Origin of the sequence: Allobosea sp. MMO-172 (assembly GCF_037147855.1) — a bacterium.
Lineage (GTDB): Bacteria > Pseudomonadota > Alphaproteobacteria > Rhizobiales > Beijerinckiaceae > Allobosea.
Map to the genome: position 1 here is coordinate 57,320 of NZ_JBBCUM010000010.1, position 19,681 is coordinate 77,000.

21 protein-coding genes and 1 pseudogene are annotated in these 19,681 nt (G+C 65.5%); 19 read left to right on the forward strand and 3 right to left on the reverse strand.

What is annotated here, in order from left to right; all coding sequences use genetic code 11:
- Nucleotides 1-7 precede the first annotated feature (7 nt).
- Together WFK61_RS15935 and WFK61_RS15940 are read right to left on the reverse strand one after the other, a co-directional pair.
- Nucleotides 8-460 (reverse strand): c-type cytochrome, encoded by a 453-nt coding sequence (locus WFK61_RS15935; protein ID WP_336813067.1) that lies wholly within the window; start codon nucleotides 458-460, stop codon nucleotides 8-10.
- A 182-nt stretch (nucleotides 461-642) separates the two neighbouring features.
- Nucleotides 643-1,323 (reverse strand): Crp/Fnr family transcriptional regulator, encoded by a 681-nt coding sequence (locus tag WFK61_RS15940; RefSeq protein ID WP_336813068.1) that lies wholly within the window; start codon nucleotides 1,321-1,323, stop codon nucleotides 643-645.
- Between the two features lie 439 nt (nucleotides 1,324-1,762).
- On the opposite strand from WFK61_RS15940, the gene napE reads away from it, so the two are divergent.
- The 14 genes from napE (at nucleotide 1,763) to ccoS (ending at nucleotide 13,485) form a co-directional block, all read left to right on the forward strand.
- Nucleotides 1,763-1,957: a periplasmic nitrate reductase, NapE protein gene (gene napE, locus WFK61_RS15945; protein WP_173049803.1), complete on the forward strand. Its 195-nt coding sequence runs from the start codon at nucleotides 1,763-1,765 to the stop codon at nucleotides 1,955-1,957.
- 9 nt (nucleotides 1,958-1,966) lie between these two features.
- A complete protein-coding gene (gene napF / locus WFK61_RS15950; RefSeq protein WP_336813069.1) occupies nucleotides 1,967-2,476 on the forward strand; it encodes a ferredoxin-type protein NapF in 510 nt (169 codons plus the stop codon).
- A complete protein-coding gene (locus tag WFK61_RS15955; protein WP_336813070.1) occupies nucleotides 2,469-2,756 on the forward strand; it encodes a chaperone NapD in 288 nt (95 codons plus the stop codon). The genes napF and WFK61_RS15955 overlap by 8 nt, the downstream gene beginning before the upstream one ends.
- A complete protein-coding gene (gene napA / locus WFK61_RS15960) occupies nucleotides 2,753-5,254 on the forward strand; it encodes a periplasmic nitrate reductase subunit alpha (RefSeq protein ID WP_336813071.1) in 2,502 nt (833 codons plus the stop codon). The genes WFK61_RS15955 and napA overlap by 4 nt, the downstream gene beginning before the upstream one ends.
- Nucleotides 5,221-5,724, forward strand: a complete 504-nt coding sequence (locus WFK61_RS15965; RefSeq protein ID WP_173048778.1) for a nitrate reductase cytochrome c-type subunit — start codon at nucleotides 5,221-5,223, stop codon at nucleotides 5,722-5,724. The genes napA and WFK61_RS15965 overlap by 34 nt, the downstream gene beginning before the upstream one ends.
- A 12-nt stretch (nucleotides 5,725-5,736) precedes the next feature.
- Nucleotides 5,737-6,450, forward strand: coding sequence for a cytochrome c3 family protein (locus tag WFK61_RS15970; protein WP_336813072.1), 714 nt, complete (start codon nucleotides 5,737-5,739; stop codon nucleotides 6,448-6,450).
- Nucleotides 6,451-6,612: 162 nt separating this feature from the next.
- Entirely contained in the window at nucleotides 6,613-8,274 is a 1,662-nt protein-coding gene (gene ccoN / locus WFK61_RS15975) for a cytochrome-c oxidase, cbb3-type subunit I (RefSeq protein WP_336813073.1), read from the forward strand.
- 4 nt (nucleotides 8,275-8,278) lie between these two features.
- Nucleotides 8,279-9,013 carry a cytochrome-c oxidase, cbb3-type subunit II gene (gene ccoO, locus WFK61_RS15980; RefSeq protein ID WP_336813074.1) on the forward strand — a complete coding sequence of 245 codons (735 nt, stop codon included), beginning with the start codon at nucleotides 8,279-8,281 and terminating at the stop codon, nucleotides 9,011-9,013.
- A 4-nt stretch (nucleotides 9,014-9,017) separates the two neighbouring features.
- A complete protein-coding gene (locus WFK61_RS15985) occupies nucleotides 9,018-9,188 on the forward strand; it encodes a cbb3-type cytochrome c oxidase subunit 3 (RefSeq protein WP_336813075.1) in 171 nt (56 codons plus the stop codon).
- Nucleotides 9,189-9,191: 3 nt separating this feature from the next.
- Entirely contained in the window at nucleotides 9,192-10,070 is an 879-nt protein-coding gene (gene ccoP, locus WFK61_RS15990) for a cytochrome-c oxidase, cbb3-type subunit III (protein ID WP_336813076.1), read from the forward strand.
- Entirely contained in the window at nucleotides 10,067-10,285 is a 219-nt protein-coding gene (locus WFK61_RS15995; protein WP_336813211.1) for a hypothetical protein, read from the forward strand. Before ccoP ends, WFK61_RS15995 begins: the two co-directional genes overlap by 4 nt.
- 13 nt (nucleotides 10,286-10,298) lie before the next feature.
- A complete protein-coding gene (locus WFK61_RS16000; protein ID WP_336813077.1) occupies nucleotides 10,299-11,084 on the forward strand; it encodes a DUF2189 domain-containing protein in 786 nt (261 codons plus the stop codon).
- Nucleotides 11,081-13,336 (forward strand): heavy metal translocating P-type ATPase, encoded by a 2,256-nt coding sequence (locus tag WFK61_RS16005; protein WP_336813078.1) that lies wholly within the window; start codon nucleotides 11,081-11,083, stop codon nucleotides 13,334-13,336. Before WFK61_RS16000 ends, WFK61_RS16005 begins: the two co-directional genes overlap by 4 nt.
- The gene (ccoS, locus tag WFK61_RS16010) at nucleotides 13,333-13,485 is read left to right on the forward strand and encodes a cbb3-type cytochrome oxidase assembly protein CcoS (RefSeq protein ID WP_336813079.1); all 153 of its coding nucleotides are present in this window, start codon (nucleotides 13,333-13,335) and stop codon (nucleotides 13,483-13,485) included. The genes WFK61_RS16005 and ccoS overlap by 4 nt, the downstream gene beginning before the upstream one ends.
- A 309-nt stretch (nucleotides 13,486-13,794) precedes the next feature.
- Here ccoS and WFK61_RS16015 read toward each other — a convergent pair.
- Nucleotides 13,795-13,920 (reverse strand): annotated as a pseudogene (locus WFK61_RS16015) (IS3 family transposase); the annotation flags it as partial.
- Nucleotides 13,921-14,453: 533 nt separating this feature from the next.
- On the opposite strand from WFK61_RS16015, the gene WFK61_RS16020 reads away from it, so the two are divergent.
- The 5 genes from WFK61_RS16020 (at nucleotide 14,454) to WFK61_RS16040 (ending at nucleotide 19,676) form a co-directional block, all read left to right on the forward strand.
- Nucleotides 14,454-15,335, forward strand: a complete 882-nt coding sequence (locus tag WFK61_RS16020; RefSeq protein WP_336813080.1) for a fumarylacetoacetate hydrolase family protein — start codon at nucleotides 14,454-14,456, stop codon at nucleotides 15,333-15,335.
- Between the two features lie 3 nt (nucleotides 15,336-15,338).
- Entirely contained in the window at nucleotides 15,339-16,142 is an 804-nt protein-coding gene (gene hpaH / locus WFK61_RS16025) for a 2-oxo-hept-4-ene-1,7-dioate hydratase (RefSeq protein ID WP_336813081.1), read from the forward strand.
- A gap of 136 nt (nucleotides 16,143-16,278) precedes the next feature.
- Nucleotides 16,279-17,316 (forward strand): amino acid ABC transporter substrate-binding protein, encoded by a 1,038-nt coding sequence (locus tag WFK61_RS16030; RefSeq protein WP_336813082.1) that lies wholly within the window; start codon nucleotides 16,279-16,281, stop codon nucleotides 17,314-17,316.
- 60 nt (nucleotides 17,317-17,376) lie between these two features.
- A complete protein-coding gene (locus tag WFK61_RS16035; RefSeq protein ID WP_336813083.1) occupies nucleotides 17,377-18,561 on the forward strand; it encodes an amino acid ABC transporter permease in 1,185 nt (394 codons plus the stop codon).
- On the forward strand, nucleotides 18,558-19,676 hold the full coding sequence (locus WFK61_RS16040; RefSeq protein WP_336813084.1) for an amino acid ABC transporter permease: 1,119 nt from the start codon (nucleotides 18,558-18,560) through the stop codon (nucleotides 19,674-19,676). The genes WFK61_RS16035 and WFK61_RS16040 overlap by 4 nt, the downstream gene beginning before the upstream one ends.
- Nucleotides 19,677-19,681 lie beyond the last annotated feature (5 nt).

A 19,681-nucleotide genomic window follows, 5' to 3' on the forward strand; every position in this document is an offset into this window, starting at 1 on the left:
CGATGTCTCAGCCGGCATCGTTGGGCGGCCAGTTCTGGGTCTTGATCCGGCTCGTCCATTCCAGGAAATCGGCGAGATCGTTGAGTTCCTGCTCGGTCAAGTTGAACTGTGGCATCTGGCGCCGGCCCTCGATCCTGGTCGGCTGGGCCGCCATCCAGGCCTTCAGGCTCTCGCGTGCACCGGCCGCGTCCTTGTCGCCGCCATAGCGCTTCCAGACATTGCCGAGCTCGGGGGCGAAATAGGCGCCCTCGCCGAGCAGCGTGTGGCAGTTGATGCAGGAGTTGCGCTCCCAGACATGCTTGCCGCGGGCGACGGCCGGGGAGAGCGTGGACTCGTCGGTCGACTGCGTCCGCATGAACCAGTGGCTATGGGCGGTGAGCCCGACGAATATGGCGAAGAAGAAAATCGATCCGCCGTAGAAGACATTTCGGGCTCCCGCCTTTGTCAGACGTTCGGCCATGCGTTCACCCTTCCGTTGCGCCTGCGGGAGGCGGCGCCGGCAGCGCCGGCTCTGGACCCGCCACTCAGACGGGGATGACCGGTCTTATCGGGCGCGGGGGCAGACCTCTTTGCGCTTCGGCAAACAATCCGCCGACGTCTCGAGGCCGTCGATCCGAGGGGCGTGTCGCGTGGCTTCGCCGATCAGCGGGCGTCCCGGTCGGCTGCGCGGGCCGTGGCGAGGTCGACCAGCGCCGGCACGTTCCGGACCAGCAGTTCCCGCCGGCCGCCGCCGATGATGCGCTGCCGCTCCCACAGCGTAAGGATGCGAGATGCGCTGTGCAGGGTCGTTCCTGTGAGAGCGGCGATGTCCTGCCGTGTGATCGGGAAATCGATCCGCACGCCGTCGCCGTCCTGCCGGCCGGCCTGATCAATCAGGCGCAGGACGAGATGGGCGATGCGGCGGGGAACATCGAGAGAGGCTATCTCGATGAGCCTGTCCTGAGTGACGGCCAGGCGGCGCTCTAGAACCCCCAACAGCCCGATCGCAAGGCCCGGCATGTCGTGCAGGAACCGGTTCCAGGTCTCGATGGGCCAGACGGCGAGCAGGCAGTCGCGCTGGGCGATAGCGGTGGTGGTCTGCCGGCTACCTTGCGTTCCGCCAGCGGGCCCGAAAGGCTCGCCCGGGTGAGCGATCCGCAGGATGACGCCGCCGCGGTGCCTACTGGCCCGCGAGAGCTTCACATGCCCGGACAGGATCAGGAAGAACTCGCCGACCGGCGCTCCTTCGGAAAACGCGCGCTCGCCTCTCGCAAGATGCTGCAATGACGCCGCTGACGCGATGGCACGTCGCTCGGCATCGGACAGCGCCGCAAAGATCGGCAACCTTCTCAGATTCTGGGGAGCGAATGTCATGACCGCGTTAAGGGGATGTCCGGAATCGCCAGGGGCGGCCGGATGCCGAGGGCAACCAAGGCGGGCTTTCCGTGTTTCGGAACGCTGCCCGTGATCTCAGCTAGTCGATCCAGCATCAGGCATGTTTGCGCTGCAGCAAACTCGGCGGTCGAAAGCTGCGCTAGGAAGAGCTTTGCGTCGCTCGTCTGTCGGGCAGGCTACCGCAGCACAGATCGTGGCGGGAGAGGTGCGCCGCGGTTTCGAAGGATTCGAACGGTTCAGTTTGCGCTACATCAAACTCAGCTCACAAATCGGGCGTGTCAGCACTTGTGAGGCTGTACAGCGGCGCAGAGCTGCTTATTCTCCTTCCTCGATCTCTAATCTGGCGACGGCGCGATACGTGATCGGCCGTCTTGGAGAAGGAAAAGAGATGGCGACGGAGACTGCGGGGGCGAGTGGCCCGGAAGCCGCTCCGGAGCGGCCGACGAAACGGGCCGAATTACTGGCTTTCCTGACGCTGGCCGTGCTGATTTGGCCGATCGTTGCCGTGGGCGTCGTCGGCGGATACGGCTTCCTGGTGTGGATGTCCCAGATCATCCTGGGCCCGCCCGGGCCGCCGCATTGAGGCCGGGCGATGGAACGCTCCGCCATCGATCGCGGGCGCCGTAATTTCCTGACAGGCCGGCGCCTTTCATTGCCCGACAGGCCGCGCCCGCCCTGGGCCCGCGCGGCTTCCGTCGCGGCCGCCTGTACTGGGTGCGGGGCCTGCGTGCCCGCCTGTCCGCAGGGGATCATCGCGCTCGACGAGTCGGGGCGGCCCGCCCTCGATTTCTCGCGAAACGAATGCAGCTTCTGCGGCGCCTGTGCCGAGGCTTGCCCGGAGCCGGTCTTCGACAGGGCCATTCCGGCCTTCGAGCATCGGGCCGTCATCGGCGCGGATTGCTTCGCCAAGCGCGGCATCGTCTGCCAGAGTTGCGGCGATGCATGCCCGGAAAGCGCGATCCGCTTCCGGGCTCGGCTCGGCGGTCCGGCCTTGCCGGAACTGGCAACGGACCGATGCAGCGGCTGCGGTGCCTGTGTCGCCGCCTGTCCGGCGCAGGCCGTCGCTGTCAGCATGCTACCGCTGGAGGCCGCTCATGGCTGAGCGATCCCGCCCGCGCTTCCATCATATTTCGAGCGCCGTCGTCTCGGCCCTGCCGGCGCAGGTCGAGGCTGTGCTCGCCCGCATCGCAGAGCTTCCCGAGACCGAGATTCATAGGGTCGAGAACGGCAAGATCGTGATCGTGCTGGAAGGCTCCAGCACCGGCGTGATCGGCGACCGGCTGGCCGCCATCAGCCTGATCGACGGCGTGCTCTCGGCCAACATGGTGTTCGAGCAGATCGAAGACCTTGAAACCCTCGACGACCCCGGAGTGATCCCATGACCCTGTCCCGTCGCGAGATGCTGAAGGCGCAGGCGGCCGGCGTCGCCGCGCTTGCCGCCAATATGAGCGTTCCGGCCGAAGCCCAGCCGGTGACCGGCGGCGTTGACAGTCTGCAGATCAAATGGTCGAAGGCGCCGTGCCGCTTCTGCGGCACCGGCTGCGGCGTCATGGTCGGCGTCAAGGAAGGCAAGGTCATCGCCACCCATGGCGACATGAAGGCCGACGTCAATCGCGGCCTCAACTGCATCAAGGGCTATTTCCTCTCCAAGATCATGTACGGCAACGACCGGCTGACCCAGCCGCTGCTGCGCAAGAAGAACGGCGTCTATGCCAAGGACGGCGAGTTCACGCCGGTCTCCTGGGCGGAGGCCTTCGACACCATGGCCGCCAAGGCCAAGGCGACGCTCAAGGCCAAGGGGCCGACCGCGCTCGGCATGTTCGGCTCCGGCCAGTGGACGATCTTCGAAGGCTACGCCGCGACCAAATTGATGCGGGCCGGCTTCCGCTCCAACAATCTCGACCCTAACGCCCGCCACTGCATGGCTTCGGCCGCCTACGCCTTCATGCGCACCTTCGGCATGGACGAGCCGATGGGCTGCTACGACGATTTCGAGCATGCCGACGCCTTCGTGCTCTGGGGCTCGAACATGGCGGAGATGCACCCGATCCTGTGGACCCGGGTGACCGACCGCCGGCTCGGCCAGCCGCATGTGAAGGTCGCGGTGCTCTCGACCTACACCCACCGCAGCTCCGACCTCGCCGACATCCCGATCGTGTTCAAGCCGGGCACGGACCTCGCGATCCTCAACTACATCGCCAACCACATCATCACGACCGGCCGGGTGAACAAGGATTTCGTCGGCAAGCACACGACCTTCGTGAAGGGGGCGACCGAGATCGGCTACGGCCTGCGGCCCGACGATCCGCGCGAGGTCAAGGCGCGCAAGGCGGAGGATGTCACCGCGACGACGCCCATCGATTTCGAGGCCTATGCCGCCTTCGTGAAGGACTACACGCTTGAGAAGGTCTCGGCCCTTACCGGGGTCGAGCCCGGCTTCCTGCAGCAGCTCGCCGAGCTCTATGCCGACCCCAAGCGCAAGGTCACCTCGTTCTGGACGATGGGCTTCAACCAGCATGTGCGCGGCGTCTGGGCGAACCAGCTCGTCTACAACCTGCATCTGCTGACGGGGAAGATCTCCGAGCCGGGCAACAGCCCGTTCTCGCTCACCGGCCAGCCCTCGGCCTGCGGCACGGCGCGCGAGGTCGGTACTTTCGCCCATCGCCTGCCGGCCGACATGACGGTGACCAATCCCGAGCACCGCAAGCATGCCGAGGAGATCTGGCGCGTCCCGCACGGGGTCATCCCGGAAAAGCCCGGTTATCATGCCGTCGAGCAGGACCGGATGCTCAAGGACGGCAAGCTCAATTTCTACTGGATCCAGGTCAACAACAACCTGCAGGCCTCGCCGAACAACACCAACGAGGCCTATCCGGGCTATCGCAACCCCGACAATTTCATCGTCGTCTCCGACGCCTATCCGACGGTGACGGCAATGGCCGCCGACCTGATCCTGCCCGCCGCAATGTGGGTCGAGAAGGAGGGCGCCTACGGCAATGCCGAGCGGCGCACCCATGTCTGGCACCAACTGGTGCAGGCGCCGGGCGAGGCGCGCTCCGACCTCTGGCAGCTCATGGAGTTCTCGAAGCGCTTCACCACCGACGAGGTCTGGCCGGCGGAAATCCTCGACGCCAACCCGAACTACAAGGGCAAGACGCTCTTCGACGTGCTCTACCGCAACGGCAATGTCGACAAGTTCGCCGCAAGCGAGATCGATCCCGAATACGACAATGTCGAAGCCAAGCATTTCGGCTTCTACGCGCAGAAGGGGCTGTTCGAGGAATATGCCGCCTTCGGCCGCGGCCATGGTCATGATCTCGGGCCTTACGACCTCTACCATCAGGTGCGCGGCCTGCGCTGGCCGGTGGTCGACGGCAAGGAGACGCTCTGGCGCTATCGCGAGGGGCTCGACCCCTATGTGAAGCCGGGCAAGGGCGTCGAGTTCTACGGCAACAAGGACGGCAAGGCCCGGATCATCGCCGTGCCCTACGAGCCGCCGGCGGAATCGCCCGACAACGAATACGACCTCTGGCTCGTCACCGGCCGCGTGCTGGAGCACTGGCATTCCGGCTCGATGACCATGCGCGTGCCCGAGCTGTACAAGGCCTTTCCCGGCGCGCGCTGCTTCATGCACCCGGAGGACGCCCGCAAGCGCGGGCTCAACCAGGGCGCCGAGATCACCGTGATCTCGCGGCGCGGCGAGATGCGCACCCGCGTCGAGACGCGTGGGCGCAACCGCATGCCGCCCGGCGTGGTCTTCGTGCCCTGGTTCGACGCCAGCCAGCTCATCAACAAGACGACGCTCGACGCCACCGATCCCATCTCCAAGCAGACGGATTTTAAGAAATGCGCGGTCAAGATCGTTCCGGTCTCGGGCTGATGCGCTCGCGGACCTTCCTCGGGGCCGCCCTCGCGGCCGGCCTCGTCCTCGCCTTCGGTGCCGCCGTCTCGCAGGAGGGGGCGCCTGTGAAGATCGTGCCGCGCCTCACGGGCACCGCCGATCCGATGGCGCTCGAACGCGTGCCGGCGCTGGGTCGCCCGATCGTCGACGACGTCAGGCGCATGCGGAACTATCCCGAGCAGCCGCCTGTGATCCCGCATGCGATCGACGGCTACCAGCTCACCCTCAACACCAATCGCTGCATGGACTGCCACAAGCGCGAGTTCACGGAAGGCTCGGGCGCGCCGATGATCAGCGTGACCCATTTCCAGGACCGCGACGGGCAGGTGCTCTCGGATGTGACGCCGCGGCGCTATTTCTGCACCGCCTGCCATGTCCAGCAGACCGATGTTGCGCCCCTGGTCCCGAACCGGTTCCAGGACGCCAAAGACATCGGCCGGAAGCCATAGCGGGGCGGGATCATGGCCAGGTTCAAATCCCTCGTCCTGTGGTGCTGGGGCGTCGTCGTCAGCTTCTGGCGCATCATCAGCCGGCCGAGCGCCTATCTGCCGCTTGGCGTTCTGACGCTCGGCGGCTTCGTCGGCGGCGTGCTGTTCTGGGGCGGCTTCAATACGGCGCTGGAGGTCACCAACACCGAGAAGTTCTGCACCTCCTGTCACGAGATGCGCGACAACGTCTATCAGGAGCTGCAGTCGACGATCCATTTCTCGAATCGTTCGGGCGTGCGCGCGACCTGCCCGGATTGCCACGTCCCGCATAACTGGACCGACAAGATCGCCCGCAAGATGCAGGCCTCCAAGGAGGTCTGGGGCAAGATCTTCGGCACGATCTCGACGCGCGAGAAATTCCTCAACCTGCGGCTCGAACTCGCCAAGCACGAATGGGCCCGGCTGAAGGCGAATGATTCACTGGAATGCCGGAACTGCCATTCCTCGGTCGCTATGGACTTCACCAAGCAGACGCGCCGCGCCGCCGAGATCCATAGCCGCTTCCTGACGACGGGCGAGAAGACCTGCATCGACTGCCACAAGGGCATCGCCCACCTGCTGCCGGACATGACCGGAATCGAGCCGGGCTGGAAGGACGCGCCCGAATTGCAGAGCAAGGGCAGTGCCTCCTGGCACGGGCCGGAGCGGGCGGTGCGGACCTATCTCGCGGAGATCGAGAAACAGTGAGGGGGAGGATATGGCCCACTGTCGCTACGATCAGATGCCGACTACGGCATTTTGTCCGACCCTGCCATCGGCAAATTAGGTATCTGAAATACTTCTTTTGTGCGATACCGACCTTGAAAGCCTGAGGCCGCAGGCCCGCGCTGGCTACGAAGAGGGGGAGCGATGATTGCGGCACTCACTGTCGCGGAGCGACAGCGCGCAATTGGAATCTCGGCCGCCCTGGCGCTATGCGGGCTCGCCATGGCGATCGCCGGTAACGAAGACCTGTTCGGCGTCCACGGCGTCATCGTCATGCTGTTTGGACTCGGCTGCCTCGGCCTCGTCATGTCGCAATATTTCGCGCCGGAGCCGTCTGACGAGCGCCTGACGCGCTATTACGACGATCCAACTCGGGTCGGCATCGTGCTCTCACTCGGCTGGGCCGTGGTCGGCATGTTCTTCGGCGTCTGGGTCGCGGCGCTGCTGGCCTGGCCGGATCTCACCTTCGATGCCGGCTGGGCGAGCTTCGGCCGCATCCGGCCGGTCCATACCTCCGGCGTGATCTTCGGCTTCGGCGGCAATGCGCTGATCGCGACCTCGTTCCATGTCCTGCAGCGGACGACGCGGGCGCGCCTGCCCGATCAATTCAGCCCATGGTTCGTGCTGATCGGCTACAACTTGTTCTGCGTACTGGCGGCCAGCGGCTACCTGATGGGCGTCACCCAGTCGAAGGAATATGCCGAGCCGGAATGGTATGCCGATCTCTGGCTCGTCGTCGTCTGGGTCACCTATTTCCTGCTCTATATCCGCACGCTGCAGCGGCGGAAGGAGCCGCATATCTACGTCGCTAACTGGTACTACATGGCCTTCATTTTGGTCGTGGCGGTGCTGCATATCGTCAACAACCTGGCGGTGCCGATCTCCTTCGGCGAGGTGAAGAGCTATTCGCTGTTCTCCGGCGTGCAGGATGCAATGACGCAGTGGTGGTACGGCCATAACGCCGTCGCGTTCTTCCTGACCTCCGGCTTTCTCGGGATGATGTATTACTACCTGCCGAAGCGGGCAGGGCGACCGATCTTCTCCTACAGGCTGTCGATCATCAGCTTCTGGGGCATCACTTTCATGTATATGTGGGCGGGCTCGCACCACCTGCACTACACGGCGCTGCCGCAATGGGTGCAGACGCTTGGCATGACCTTCTCGGTGGTGCTGCTGGTGCCGTCCTGGGCCTCGGCCGGCAACGCACTGGCGACGCTGAACGGCGCCTGGGGCAAGGTCCGTGACGACGCGACCTTGCGCTTCATGATGGTCGCCGCCGTGTTCTACGGGCTCTCGACCTTCGAGGGCTCGTTCATGGCGATCCGGGCCGTCAATTCGCTCTCGCACTACACCGACTGGACCGTCGGCCATGTCCATGCCGGCGCGCTCGGCTGGGTGGCGATGATCACCTTCGGCTCGCTCTACGCGCTGGTGCCGTGGATGTGGAAGGTCGAGCGGATGTACTCGCCCAAGCTGATCGAGGTCCATTTCTGGCTCGCGCTGGCGGGGACTGTCATCTACGTCTTCGCGATGTGGAACTCGGGCATCATCCAGGGCCTGATGTGGCGCACCTACAATGACAGCGGCACGCTGGCCTATTCCTTCATCGACAGTCTGGTCGCGATGCGCCCCTATTACATCGCACGGACGGTCGGCGGGCTGTTATTCCTGCTCGGCGCCGTCATCGCCTCCTACAATGTTTGGATGACGATCCGCATGTCTCGCTCGCAGGCCGCGGCGAGCACCGGTGATGCCGACCTGCCGTTGCTGCGCGGCGCCGGCGCAGCCCTTCAGGCGGGGGAGTGAGCCGATGCGCGAGTTCTTTCACCGCAAGCTCGAACGCAGCGCGATCGGCTTCGTGCTCGCCATCATCGGAGTTTCCGCGATCGGCGGTTTCGTCGAGATCGCGCCGCTCTTCACCATCGGCGAGACCGTCGAGAAGGCGCCGGACATGCGCGTCTACACGCCGCTCGAGCTGGCCGGGCGCAACATCTATATCCGCGAGGGCTGCTATGCCTGTCATAGCCAGATGATCCGCACGCTGCGCGACGAGGTCGAGCGCTACGGGCCGTACTCGCTCGCGGTGGAATCGAAATACGACCATCCGATGCTCTGGGGCTCTAAGCGCACGGGGCCGGATATCGCTAGGCTCGGCGGCAAATACTCCGATGCGTGGCATGTCGCTCATCTGATCAACCCGCGCGATGTCGTGCCGCAATCGGTGATGCCGAAATATGGCTGGCTGATGCGCAATGAGCTGAAGACCGCGGATCTCGGCCGGCATCTCCAGGCGCAGCGCGCGGTCGGCGTGCCCTATACCGACGCGATGATCGCCAATGCGAGCACGGACGCCTATGGCCAGGCCAGTCCCGATAGCGCCTATGCCGGCGGCGTCAGCGAGCGCTATGGCGAGGCGACCAACGTGCGCGCCTTCGATGGAGAGCCCGGCCGCTTGACCGAGATGGATGCCGTTGTCGCCTATCTCCAGGTGCTCGGCCGCCTGACCGACGCTGCGCATAAGCAGGCTGCTGCGGCGGGGAAATGAGACGATGGACGTCGATCACCACACGCTGGTTGGTTTCGCCAAGAGCTGGGGGCTGTTCTACCTCATCGCCATGGCGGCCGGCGTGCTGATCTATGCCCTGTGGCCTTCGAACCGGAAACGCTTCGACCGGGCCAAGAGAAGCATTTTCGACAAGGACGACAGGCCGGGGGACTGAGCGATGGCAGATGCGACGCGCGATCCGGTCACGGGGACGGTGACGACCGGCCATGAGTGGAACGGCATCGAGGAGCTCGATACGCCGATTCCGCGCGTTGTGCTGTTCTTCCTGGCGGTCACGACCTTGTTCGCGATCGGCTACTGGCTGCTGATGCCGGCCTGGCCTCTGGGCGTGACCTATACCAAGGGCCTGCTCGGCATCGACCAGCGCCAGGTCGTGGCCGAACAGGTGCGCGATGCCGCCGCCGAGCGGGCAAGCTGGACAGCGAAGCTCGACAAGGCCTCCTTCGCCGAGGTCGCCGCCGATCCCCAGCTGATGCGCCATGTCCGCGACACCGGTCGCACGCTCTTCGAGGACAATTGCGCCGTCTGTCACGGCGTGCAGGGGAAGGGCGGGCCGGGCTTCCCCAATCTTGCCGCGGGCTCCTGGCTCTGGGGCGGCAGTCCGGAGGCGATCGCTGAGACGATCCGTGTCGGCATCAACGGCACGGCCAAGGATACGCGCACGGGGCAGATGATGGCTTTCGGCCGCGACGGCATTCTCCAGCGCGAGCAGGTGCTAGCCGTCGCTTCCTATGTCCGCTCGCTCTCGGGCCAGAAGCTCGATGCGGCCGAGCAGGCGCGCATCCCGGCTGGCAAGGAGGTCTTTGCGGCGAACTGCGTCGCCTGCCACGGCGAAAACGCGAAGGGCCAGCATGATCTCGGCGCGCCGGATCTGACAGACGCCAACTGGATCTATGGCGGGGACCTGCAATCGGTCGTGAACAGCATCCATGGCGGGCGGCAGGGCCATATGCCGAGCTGGGAAGGCCGGCTCTCGCCGACCGATATCAAGCTGCTGGCGCTCTATGTCGGCACGCAGGGCGAGGCGAAGCGATGAGCGCCCCGGCCGACGGCAGCGCACGGCGGCGCGGAGGGCGGAGGGCTTTCTGGCTCATGCTCGCCGGCGTGCTGGCGGGCGGGCTGGCGGGCGGGCTGATCCTTGCCAACGCGCATCTGGTCTATGTCGCGGTCGGCTCGCAGCCGGACTGCGTACCGCATGCGAAATCGGCGGGTGAGGCGGGCGGGTTCCGCGCTGCCCGCCCGTCCTGCTGAGGGAGGGAAGCACATGGCTGCGATCGGGAACGGCCAGGAGATGTCGCTGCCTCTCTCCGCCCAGCGGCGGCGCAACCTGCCAGCGGGGGCTGCCCTGTCTTGGCTTGGGACAGGCTGGCGCGACCTCTGGCGCCAGCCGGGGCCGAGCCTGCTCTATGGGCTCGCGGTCTTCGCGGTCTCTGCCATCATTGTCTGGGGGCTGTTCCGGCTCGGGCTCGACTACATCCTGTTTCCGGCGCTGGCCGGCTTCATGGTGATGGGGCCGCTCCTGGCGATCGGGCTCTATCAGAAGAGCCGCGCGATCGAGCTCGGCGAGCCGGTCAGTCTCTCCCGAATGATCTTCGTCAAGGCGGCCTCGGGCGGACAGGTCTGGTACACCGGCGCGATCCTGTCGCTGCTGATGCTGGTCTGGATGCGTGCGGCCGTAATCATCTACGCGCTGTTCTTCGGCCTACGGCCGTTTCCCGGCCTGCATGAGGTCACCGCAATGCTGTTCGGGACGCCGGTCGGCTGGGCTATGCTGCTGGTCGGCACCGTGGTCGGCGGGCTGTTCGCTGCTTTCTCCTTCGCCATTAGCGCCTTCGCGATCCCGATGTTGCTAGACGAGCGGGTCGATGCCTTCACCGCGATGGGGACCAGCATCTCGATGGTCTGGCGGAACCTGCCGGTGATGCTGGCCTGGGGAGCGATCGTGCTCGCCCTGTTCCTCGTCTCGGTGGCGACCGGGTTGCTCGGGCTGATCGTGGTCTTCCCGCTGCTTGGCCACGCGACCTGGCACAGCTACCGGGCGCTCAGGTGAGCTGCTGCGCGCCACCGCTGCCTTTGGACGGCGCGCCAGATCCGTCTGCCGCGCGGCAGCAAATCCGCCTCGCCAGCCGCGATCTCGGAAACGGCCTGCGGCAGAGCGACCTTTCGGTGCCCGGTCTGCATTGCGCCGCCTGCATCCTTGCGGTCGAGACCGGGCTTGCTCGGCTCCCGGACGTGGCGCAGGTCCGGGTCAATCTCTCGACCCGCCGTGTTGCCGTGCAATGGCGTGGGGCGGTGGCGCCTGAACTGCTGGCGGCGCTCGCCGGGCTCGGCTATCCCGGCCATCTCTTCGAGAGTGAGGAGGAGGGGAAGGACCCCGAGCGCGACCGGCTGATCCGGGCGCTGGCGGTGGCCGGCTTCTGCGCCATGAATATCATGTTGCTCTCTGTCTCGGTCTGGTCGGGGGCGGAGGCCGGGACGCGCCAGGCCTTCCACTGGATCTCCGCCGCGCTCGCCTTGCCCTGCCTGATCTATTCGGGTCGGATCTTTTTTGCTTCCGCCTGGGCGGTGCTGCGGCGCGGCCGGACCAATATGGACGTGCCGATCTCGATCGGCATCTGCCTCGCCTTTGGCCTGAGCCTCTACGACACGATCCATGACGGGCCGCATGCCTATTTCGACGCGGCGACCTCGCTGATCTTCTTCCTGCTGATCGGGCGCACGCTCGACCACCTGATGCATGAGAAGGCGCGGGCCGCCGTGCGCGGCCTGATGCGACTGGCGCCGCGCGGCGCGACCGTGCTCGATGCCGATGGCAGTCGGAACTATCTGCCACTGGGGGAGGTCGTGCCGGGCATGCGCACCGCGCTCACCGCCGGCGAACGTGTGCCGGTCGACGGCATCGTGGAGGAGGGCGCTTCCGAGCTCGACTGCGCCATCGCCACCGGCGAGAGCGCGCCGCGATCCGTCTCGCCGGGCATGCCGGTGCAGGCCGGAACGCTCAATCTCTCCGGTCCGCTGACGATCCGCGCAACGGCAAAGGCCGAGAGCTCGTTCCTTGCCGAGATGGTCCGATTGATGGAGGCGGCGGAGGGTGGCCGCGCCCGTTATCGGCGCATCGCCGACCGGGCGGCGGCGCTCTATTCGCCAGTCGTCCATGCGACCGCGCTGATCGCCTTCCTCGGCTGGATGATGGCCACCGGCGACTGGCACCGGGCAATCACCATCGCGATTGCCGTACTGATCATCACCTGCCCCTGCGCGCTGGGGCTGGCGGTGCCGATCGTGCAGGTCGTGGCCTCGCGGCGCCTGTTTGAGGCCGGCATCATGGTGAAGGATGGCTCCGCCATCGAGCGGATCGCCGAGATCGATACGGTCGCCTTCGACAAGACGGGCACGCTGACCTATGGCCAGCCGCAACTTGTCGATCCTACTTCGCTCCAGGCAAACGATCTTGCCATCGCGGCGGCCATTGCGCGGCGTTCGAGCCACCCGCTCTCGCGCGCCATCGCGGCTGCGGCGCCGGACGCGGGGCTGGCGCCGAGCGAAGTTCGGGAGCATCCTGGGCTCGGAATCGAGGCCGCGCTGGAAGGCCATCTTTATCGCCTCGGGCGGGCGGAATGGGCACTTGCGGAAGCGGGCGGCCAGCCGGAAAACGGCACGGTGCTGAGCCGCGATGGCGCGCTCGTCGCCTGCTTCGCCTTTGCCGAGACCTTGCGCCCGCAGGCGCGTGCCGCCGTCGATGCCCTGCGCGGGGGTGGGCTCGCCATCGTGCTGCTCTCCGGCGATCGTCCGGAGGCCGTGCAACCGATCGCGGGCCGGCTTGGCATCGACGAGGTCTCAGCCGGTTTGCTGCCTGCCGGGAAGGTTGAGCGTCTCGCCGCGCTGGCGACCGAGGGACGCAAGGTGCTGATGGTCGGCGACGGCCTCAACGATGCTCCGGCGCTGGCCATGGCGCATGCCTCGATGGCGCCGGCCTCGGCCGCCGATATCGGCCGCAACGCAGCGGATTTTGTCTTCCTGCATGACGGGCTCGATGCCGTACCGGTCGCTGTCGCCGTCGCGCGGGTCGCCGGCCGGCTGGTGCGGCAGAACTTCGCGCTCGCGATCCTCTATAATGCGCTCGCCCTGCCGGTCGCGATCGCCGGCTATGTCACGCCGCTGATCGCGGCGCTTGCCATGTCGCTGTCCTCGATCCTCGTCGTCGCCAATGCCTTGCGCCTCGATGCAGGACGAGCGCTCGTGCCTGTCAACGCCAGCTCGCAACCGGCTGGAAGACTCTTGGTTCAGGAGCCGGGTGAATGAGCAGCCTCGTTTTCCTCGTCCCATTAGCATTGCTACTGGGCGGGGCGGGTCTTGCCGCCTTCCTATGGTCGCTTCGCAATGGCCAATATGATGACCTCAACGGAGCGGCTGAGCGCATCCTGATCGATGACGAACGAGATTCCCAATGACGATCTTCGTGTTCGATCGTTTGGCGATGCGGCTCCACGAGAAATAAAGGCCACAAGGGAACCATTACATTTCTGGTTATGAGCCGGTTCGTACGCGGAAATGTGTAACGGACCATTAGAGCCATGCACGAATTTCTGACCTGTCACTCTGGAGGTTACGTGTTCGAACCCCGTCGCTCGCGCCATTTAAATCGATGACTCATTGGTGTTGTAGTCATTACATTTCTATAGCTAAAATCATTAAATTTTTGTCCCGGTTTGTTCCCTCTGAGCTTCGTTTGGCCTGCTGCCGGTTTCGTGGACAGCTGTTTAGGCTAATCCCACCTTCTTTTCGAACTCGATCGGGCTGATGTAGCCGATGGTCGAGTGCCTGCGAACGGCATTGTAGAACCGCTCGATGTAATCGAACACGTCGGCACGGGCATCGTCGCGTGTTCCATCAGACAGTGAAGGCATTGGCGGCTCCGGCGCTCGTGACCGCTTCGCGAGCTTCTGCTGACAGCGCTCTTCACTTCGGGCCTCGCCCAATTCCAGCTGCACGCGGTCTCGGGCCGTAATCAGCTGGTCGAGCCGAACGCCGTCCTCAAGCGCCAGGATATCCATGGTCGCCCGGCCGCGTTCGCGGGTGGCAGAAATCTCCGCCTCGACCGCCTGCAGTTCGCGCTCAAGGTCCTCGCGTCGCACCTGAACCCGCAAACCTGATCGTCGGCCAACATGGCGCCTCCGGATTACTGGATTTCGGCAGGGTATCGGTCGCTGATGCCAAGAGCCACGGCAGTTCGTGACGCAGCTTCAGCGCATGACGAATGGCCGCCGCGAACGACGCACGCACCTCTTGCGAGAGGGCCTCTCTTGTGGTCTAAAATTAATTAACATGATAAATAGAATGTTGGCGCGGCCGCCGCCTCTCAGCGAGCGGCATCCATTTTGGTTTTTCCGCCGCGTCGGATTGTCGTTTTGGTCAGCCGATGAGGAAGCCGCGCGTGAGTTCAAGATTCATCAGTTTTCGTCTTGGCGGCGAACAGCGCTACGGAATCACCAAGGGAGACGGCGTCGTCGACCTCTCCGTACGGTACGGCAGTGCTCTGCCCGACCTGCAGGCCGTTCTCCTCGCGAACGCCTTCGCGCGTCTGGAAGCGGAGGCGGCTTCGTTGAGTGCCGACCATGCTCTGGAAGACCTCGACTTCGACCTCCCTTCTCTCTCGCCGGAGAAGATCATCTGCGTCGGGGTCAATTTTCCCGACCGCAACGCGGAATACAAGGATGGGCAGGAGGCGCCGCCGAATCCGTCGCTGTTCCCGCGTTTCCTGCGTTCCTTCACCGCCCATGAGCAGCCGCTGATCCGGCCGCCGGAAAGCGTGCAGCTCGATTACGAAGGTGAGATCGCGATCGTGATCGGCAAGGCCGGGCGCCGCATCGCCGAGCGCGATGCTCTGGACCATGTCGCGGCCCTGACGTTGGCCAATGAAGGCACGATCCGCGACTGGGTCCGCCACGCCAAGTTCAACGTGACGCAGGGCAAGAATTTCGATCGCTCGGGCTCGATCGGTCCCTGGCTGGTGCCCTTCACCGGGGAGGCGCAGATCGCCGATATCGCGCTGACGACGCGGGTCAATGGCGAAGTCCGCCAGAGCGACCGGACGAGCCGGATGATCTTCTCGTTCCGGAAGATCGTTGCCTATGTCTCGACCTTCACCACGCTGGTGCCGGGCGACATCCTGATCACCGGTACGCCGACGGGGGCGGGCGCGCGCTTCGATCCGCCGCTTTGGCTGAAGCCCGGCGATGTCGTCGAGGTCGAGGCCGAGGGTATCGGCCTGCTGCGCAACACCATTGCCGACGAGGTCTGAACCATGCTGTCGCCCGACGATATCCGCTCCGCGGCCCGCGATCTCGACGAGGCCGAGCGAACGGGCCGGCAGACCGGCCTGCTGTCGCTGCGTTTTCCGCGGATGACGCTGGACGACGCCTATGCGATCCAGGCCGCCTGGATGGAGCAGAAGCGCGCGGCCGGCCGCAAGGTGATCGGCTGGAAGATCGGCCTGACCTCCAAGGCGATGCAATATGCGCTGAATATCGACACGCCCGATTCTGGCGTGCTGCTCGACGACATGCGCTTCGAGGATGGCAGCACCATCGCAAAGGACCGCTTCATCCAGCCGCGTATCGAGGCAGAGATCGCCTTCGTCATGAAGTCCGACCTGAAGGGTCCGAATGTCTCGGTCTTCGACGTGCTGAACGCGACCGACTACGTGACGCCGGCGCTTGAAATCCTCGACACGCGCATCCTGCGTGTCGATCCGCAGACCAGGCAGGCCCGGACCATCGTCGATACCGTGTCCGACAATGCCGCCAATGCCGGCATCGTCATCGGCGGGCGCGCCATGAGGCCGGATCAGGTCGACCTGCGCTGGGTCGGCGCAATCGTCTCGCGAAATGGGGAGGTCGAGGAAACCGGGCTCGGCGCCGGTGTTCTGAACCAGCCGGCGCGCGGGATCGCCTGGCTCGCCAACCGGCTGGGGAGCTACGGCGCGCATATCGAGGCCGGGCAGGTCGTCCTGGCGGGCTCGTTCATCCGCCCGATCGAGGCGCGGCACGGCGACACCATCGTCGGTGATTACGGCCCGCTCGGCACCGTGAGCTGCTTCTTCGCGTGAGGTGGCGGGCGGCCGGCTCGCCGGGGCCGATCCGATATGATTAACTTGATAATTAACATGTTATATGTCACGTTGATCCCACTGGGCGCGGCTTGTCGGTCGCGTCCGCGCCGCGACTGATCCTGGGGAGGACCGAATGCTTGGATATCTGCGCAACAGTTGGATGCTGGCCGCCGGCTGCCTGATGCTTGCCGCGACGGCGGCTTCGGCCGAGAGCGGCGCGACCCAGAAGGCCATCGCGGCCCGCGGGGTCCTAAATTGCGGCGTCTCCAGCGGCGTCCAGACCGGCATGAGCACGCTCGACAGCAACGCGAAATGGTCCGGCTTCGAGGTGGATTTCTGCCGCGCCGTCGCGGCTGCCGTCCTGGGCGATGCCGAGAAGATCAAATACGTCCCACTCGAGATCAAGACGGCCTTCGCTACGCTCCAGTCGGGCGGAATTGACCTCCTCGCCCGCACCGCGACCCACACCTTCATCCGCGACATCGAGCTGAACGTCGAATGGCCCGGCGTCTACCTCTATGACAGCCAGGGCTTCCTGGCGAAGAAGTCGCTGGGGGTGAAGAGCGCGAAGGAGCTGGAGGGCGCCTCGATCTGCGTCTCGGCGGGCTCGAATTACGAGCTGAACCTGGCCGACTACTTCCGCAAGAACAACATGAAGTTCACGCCGGTCGCCGCGAATACCCGCGACCAGAACGAGAAGAACCTCGCCTCCGGCCGCTGCGACGTTTATGCCAACGTGCTCAGTGCGCTTGCCGGCGCCGTCTCGAAGCTGGGGAACCCGGATGACTGGGTCGTGCTGCCCGAGCTCATCTCGATGGAGCCGATCGGCCCGGTCGTGCGCAAGGACGACAGCCGCTTCCGCGACATCGTCGCCTGGACGCTCAACGCGCTGATCGCCGCCGAGGAGCTGGGGATCAGCAAGGCCAATGCCGACCAGATGAAGGCGAGCTCGAGCTCGCCCGAGATCCAGCGTCTGCTCGGCGCGACCGGCGATTTCGGCGTCAAGCTCGGCCTCGACAATTCCTGGGCGCTCAATGCGATCAAGGCCTCCGGCAATTTCGGCGAGATGTTCGAGCGCAATCTCGGCGACAAGAGCCCGATCAAGCTGCAGCGCGGCCTCAACAATCTCTGGAACAACAAGGGCCTGATGTCCGCGCCGCTGCTGCGCTGACATGCCGAAGCGAGGCCGGCGCCGCCAGCCGGCCTCTCCCGCCCCGACGAGCCGCCGACGATGACCGCATCCCTTGCCTCAACTGTGCCGACCAGACGTCCGGTCTTCGGGCGGCGCCGCGTCATGGGCTGGGTCTATCAGGGACTGCTTGTCGGGGCTCTCGCTTTGCTGGCCTATGTCGCGGTCGGGAACCTCAACGACAATCTCGCGGCGCGCGGCCTGAAGCTCGGCTTCGACTTCCTCCGGCAGGAGGCCGGCTTCGAGATCGCCTTCCACCTCATCCCCTATACGGCCAGCGACAATTACTGGCGGGTTTTCCTGATCGGCATCACCAACACGCTGCTGGTCACGGGGCTCGCGATCGTGTTCTCGACGATCCTCGGCTTCGCCGTCGGGATCGCGCAGCTCTCCGGCAACTGGGCGATGTCGCGCGCCGCGCGGATTTATGTCGAGATCGTCCGGAACCTGCCGCAGCTCCTCCATATCCTGATTCTGTACAATGTCGCCCTGCGCGCCCTGCCGGCGCCGCGTGCAGCGATCTCGCTCGGCGATGCCGTCTATCTGTCCAATCGCGGCATCCTGGTTCCGGCGCTGACGACGGATCGTCCCGGTCTGCTTGCCCTGGCGATCCTGGTCGCCATAGCCGCGGCGCTCGCGCTGTTCCGCAGTCTGACGGGGCATGCCGAGCGCAGCGGGCGCCGCGTCAACGCCTGGCTGCCCTCGTTGGCGCTTCTCCTTCTGCTGCCGGCACTGGCCGTCGGCCTGAGCGGCGCCAAGCTCGGGGTCTCGCTACCACAGCTCAAGGGCTTCAATTTCACGGGTGGCTGGGTTCTGGTGCCGGAATTGTCGGCGCTAGTCATCGCCATGGCGATCTACAACGCCGCCTTCATCGGCGAACTCGTCCGTGCCAGCATCGAATCCGTCAACAAGGGCCAGCGCGAAGCGGCCGCGGCGATCGGCTTCGGCTGGTGGTGGACATTGCGCTTCATCGTCATTCCGCAAGCCGTGCGCGTGCTGCTGCCGCCGCTGTCGAACCAGTATCTCAACATCCTCAAGGGCTCTTCGCTGGCGGTGGCGATCGGCTATCCCGATCTCGTCGGCGTCTTCACCGGCATCAGCATCAACCAGACCGGCCGCGCCATCGAGATCGTCGCCATGACGATGGCGGTCTATCTCGCGATCAGCCTGCTCATCGGCGCGCTGATCAACCTGTTCAACCATATGACCCGGATCGTCGAGCGGTGAGCGAGGCAGCCACATTGCCGGACCGGCCCGCGCGGCCTGCCGCATGCGGCACGGGCGCGCGCCTTGGCCGAGCCTCGTCCTGGCTGCAGCGGCGCGTCTTCGCCTCCCGGCGGGATGCGTTCCTGTCGCTCGTGGTCGCCGCGGTGCTCGGCGCCATAGCCTGGGCGATCGTGCCATGGGCCCTGTTCGACGCGACCTGGCGCGGCGCCAGCCGCGCCGATTGCACTGGAACCGGAGCCTGCTGGGCCTTCGTTTCGGCCAAGGCGCCGCAATTCGTCTATGGCTTCTATCCGCCGGCCGAGCGCTGGCGGCCGAACATCGCCTTCGCCCTGCTGGTCGTCGGCCTCATCTGGCTCATGGTGCCGCGCCTTCCGGCGAAGGGCCGGGCCGCGTTCTTCATGATGGTCGTCCTGCCGGTCGCGACCTTCCTGTTGCTGCATGGCGGGTTCGCCGGGCTTTCCGTCGTCCCGAGCGACCGGTGGGGCGGGTTCCTGCTCACACTGATCCTGGCGGTCTCCGGTATCACCTTCTCGCTGCCTTTCGGCGTGCTCCTCGCGCTGGGGCGGCGCAGCCGGATGCCGCTGATCCGCTGGCTCTGCATCGGCTTCATCGAGCTTTGCCGCGGCGTGCCGTTCCTGACCGTGCTGTTCATGGCGATTGTGATGCTGCCGTTCTTCCTGCCCTCGGGCATGAAGCCGGATCCGCTCGCGCTCGCCGTCGCCGGCATTATCTTCTATGAGGCCGCTTATATGGCCGAGGTCGTGCGCGGCGGTCTGCAGGCGCTGCCGAAGGGCCAGTACGAAGCCGCCATGGCGATCGGCTTCGGCTACTGGCGCACGATGCTCCACATCATCCTGCCGCAGGCCGTGCGCAAGGTCGTGCCGGGCGTGGTGAACACCACGATCTCGCTTTTGAAGAACACGACGCTCGTAATGGTGGTCGGATTGTTCGACCTGCTCAACATCGTTTCGGCCGGCGTCTCCGATCCGCTCTGGGCGGGCTCGCAGGCCGAAGGCTATTTCATCGTCGGCCTGGTCTTCTGGCTGATGAGCTTCGGCCTCTCCTGCTACAGCCGCGCCATCGAGGCCCGCTTCGCGCGGGCCGAGCGCTCCTGAACGGA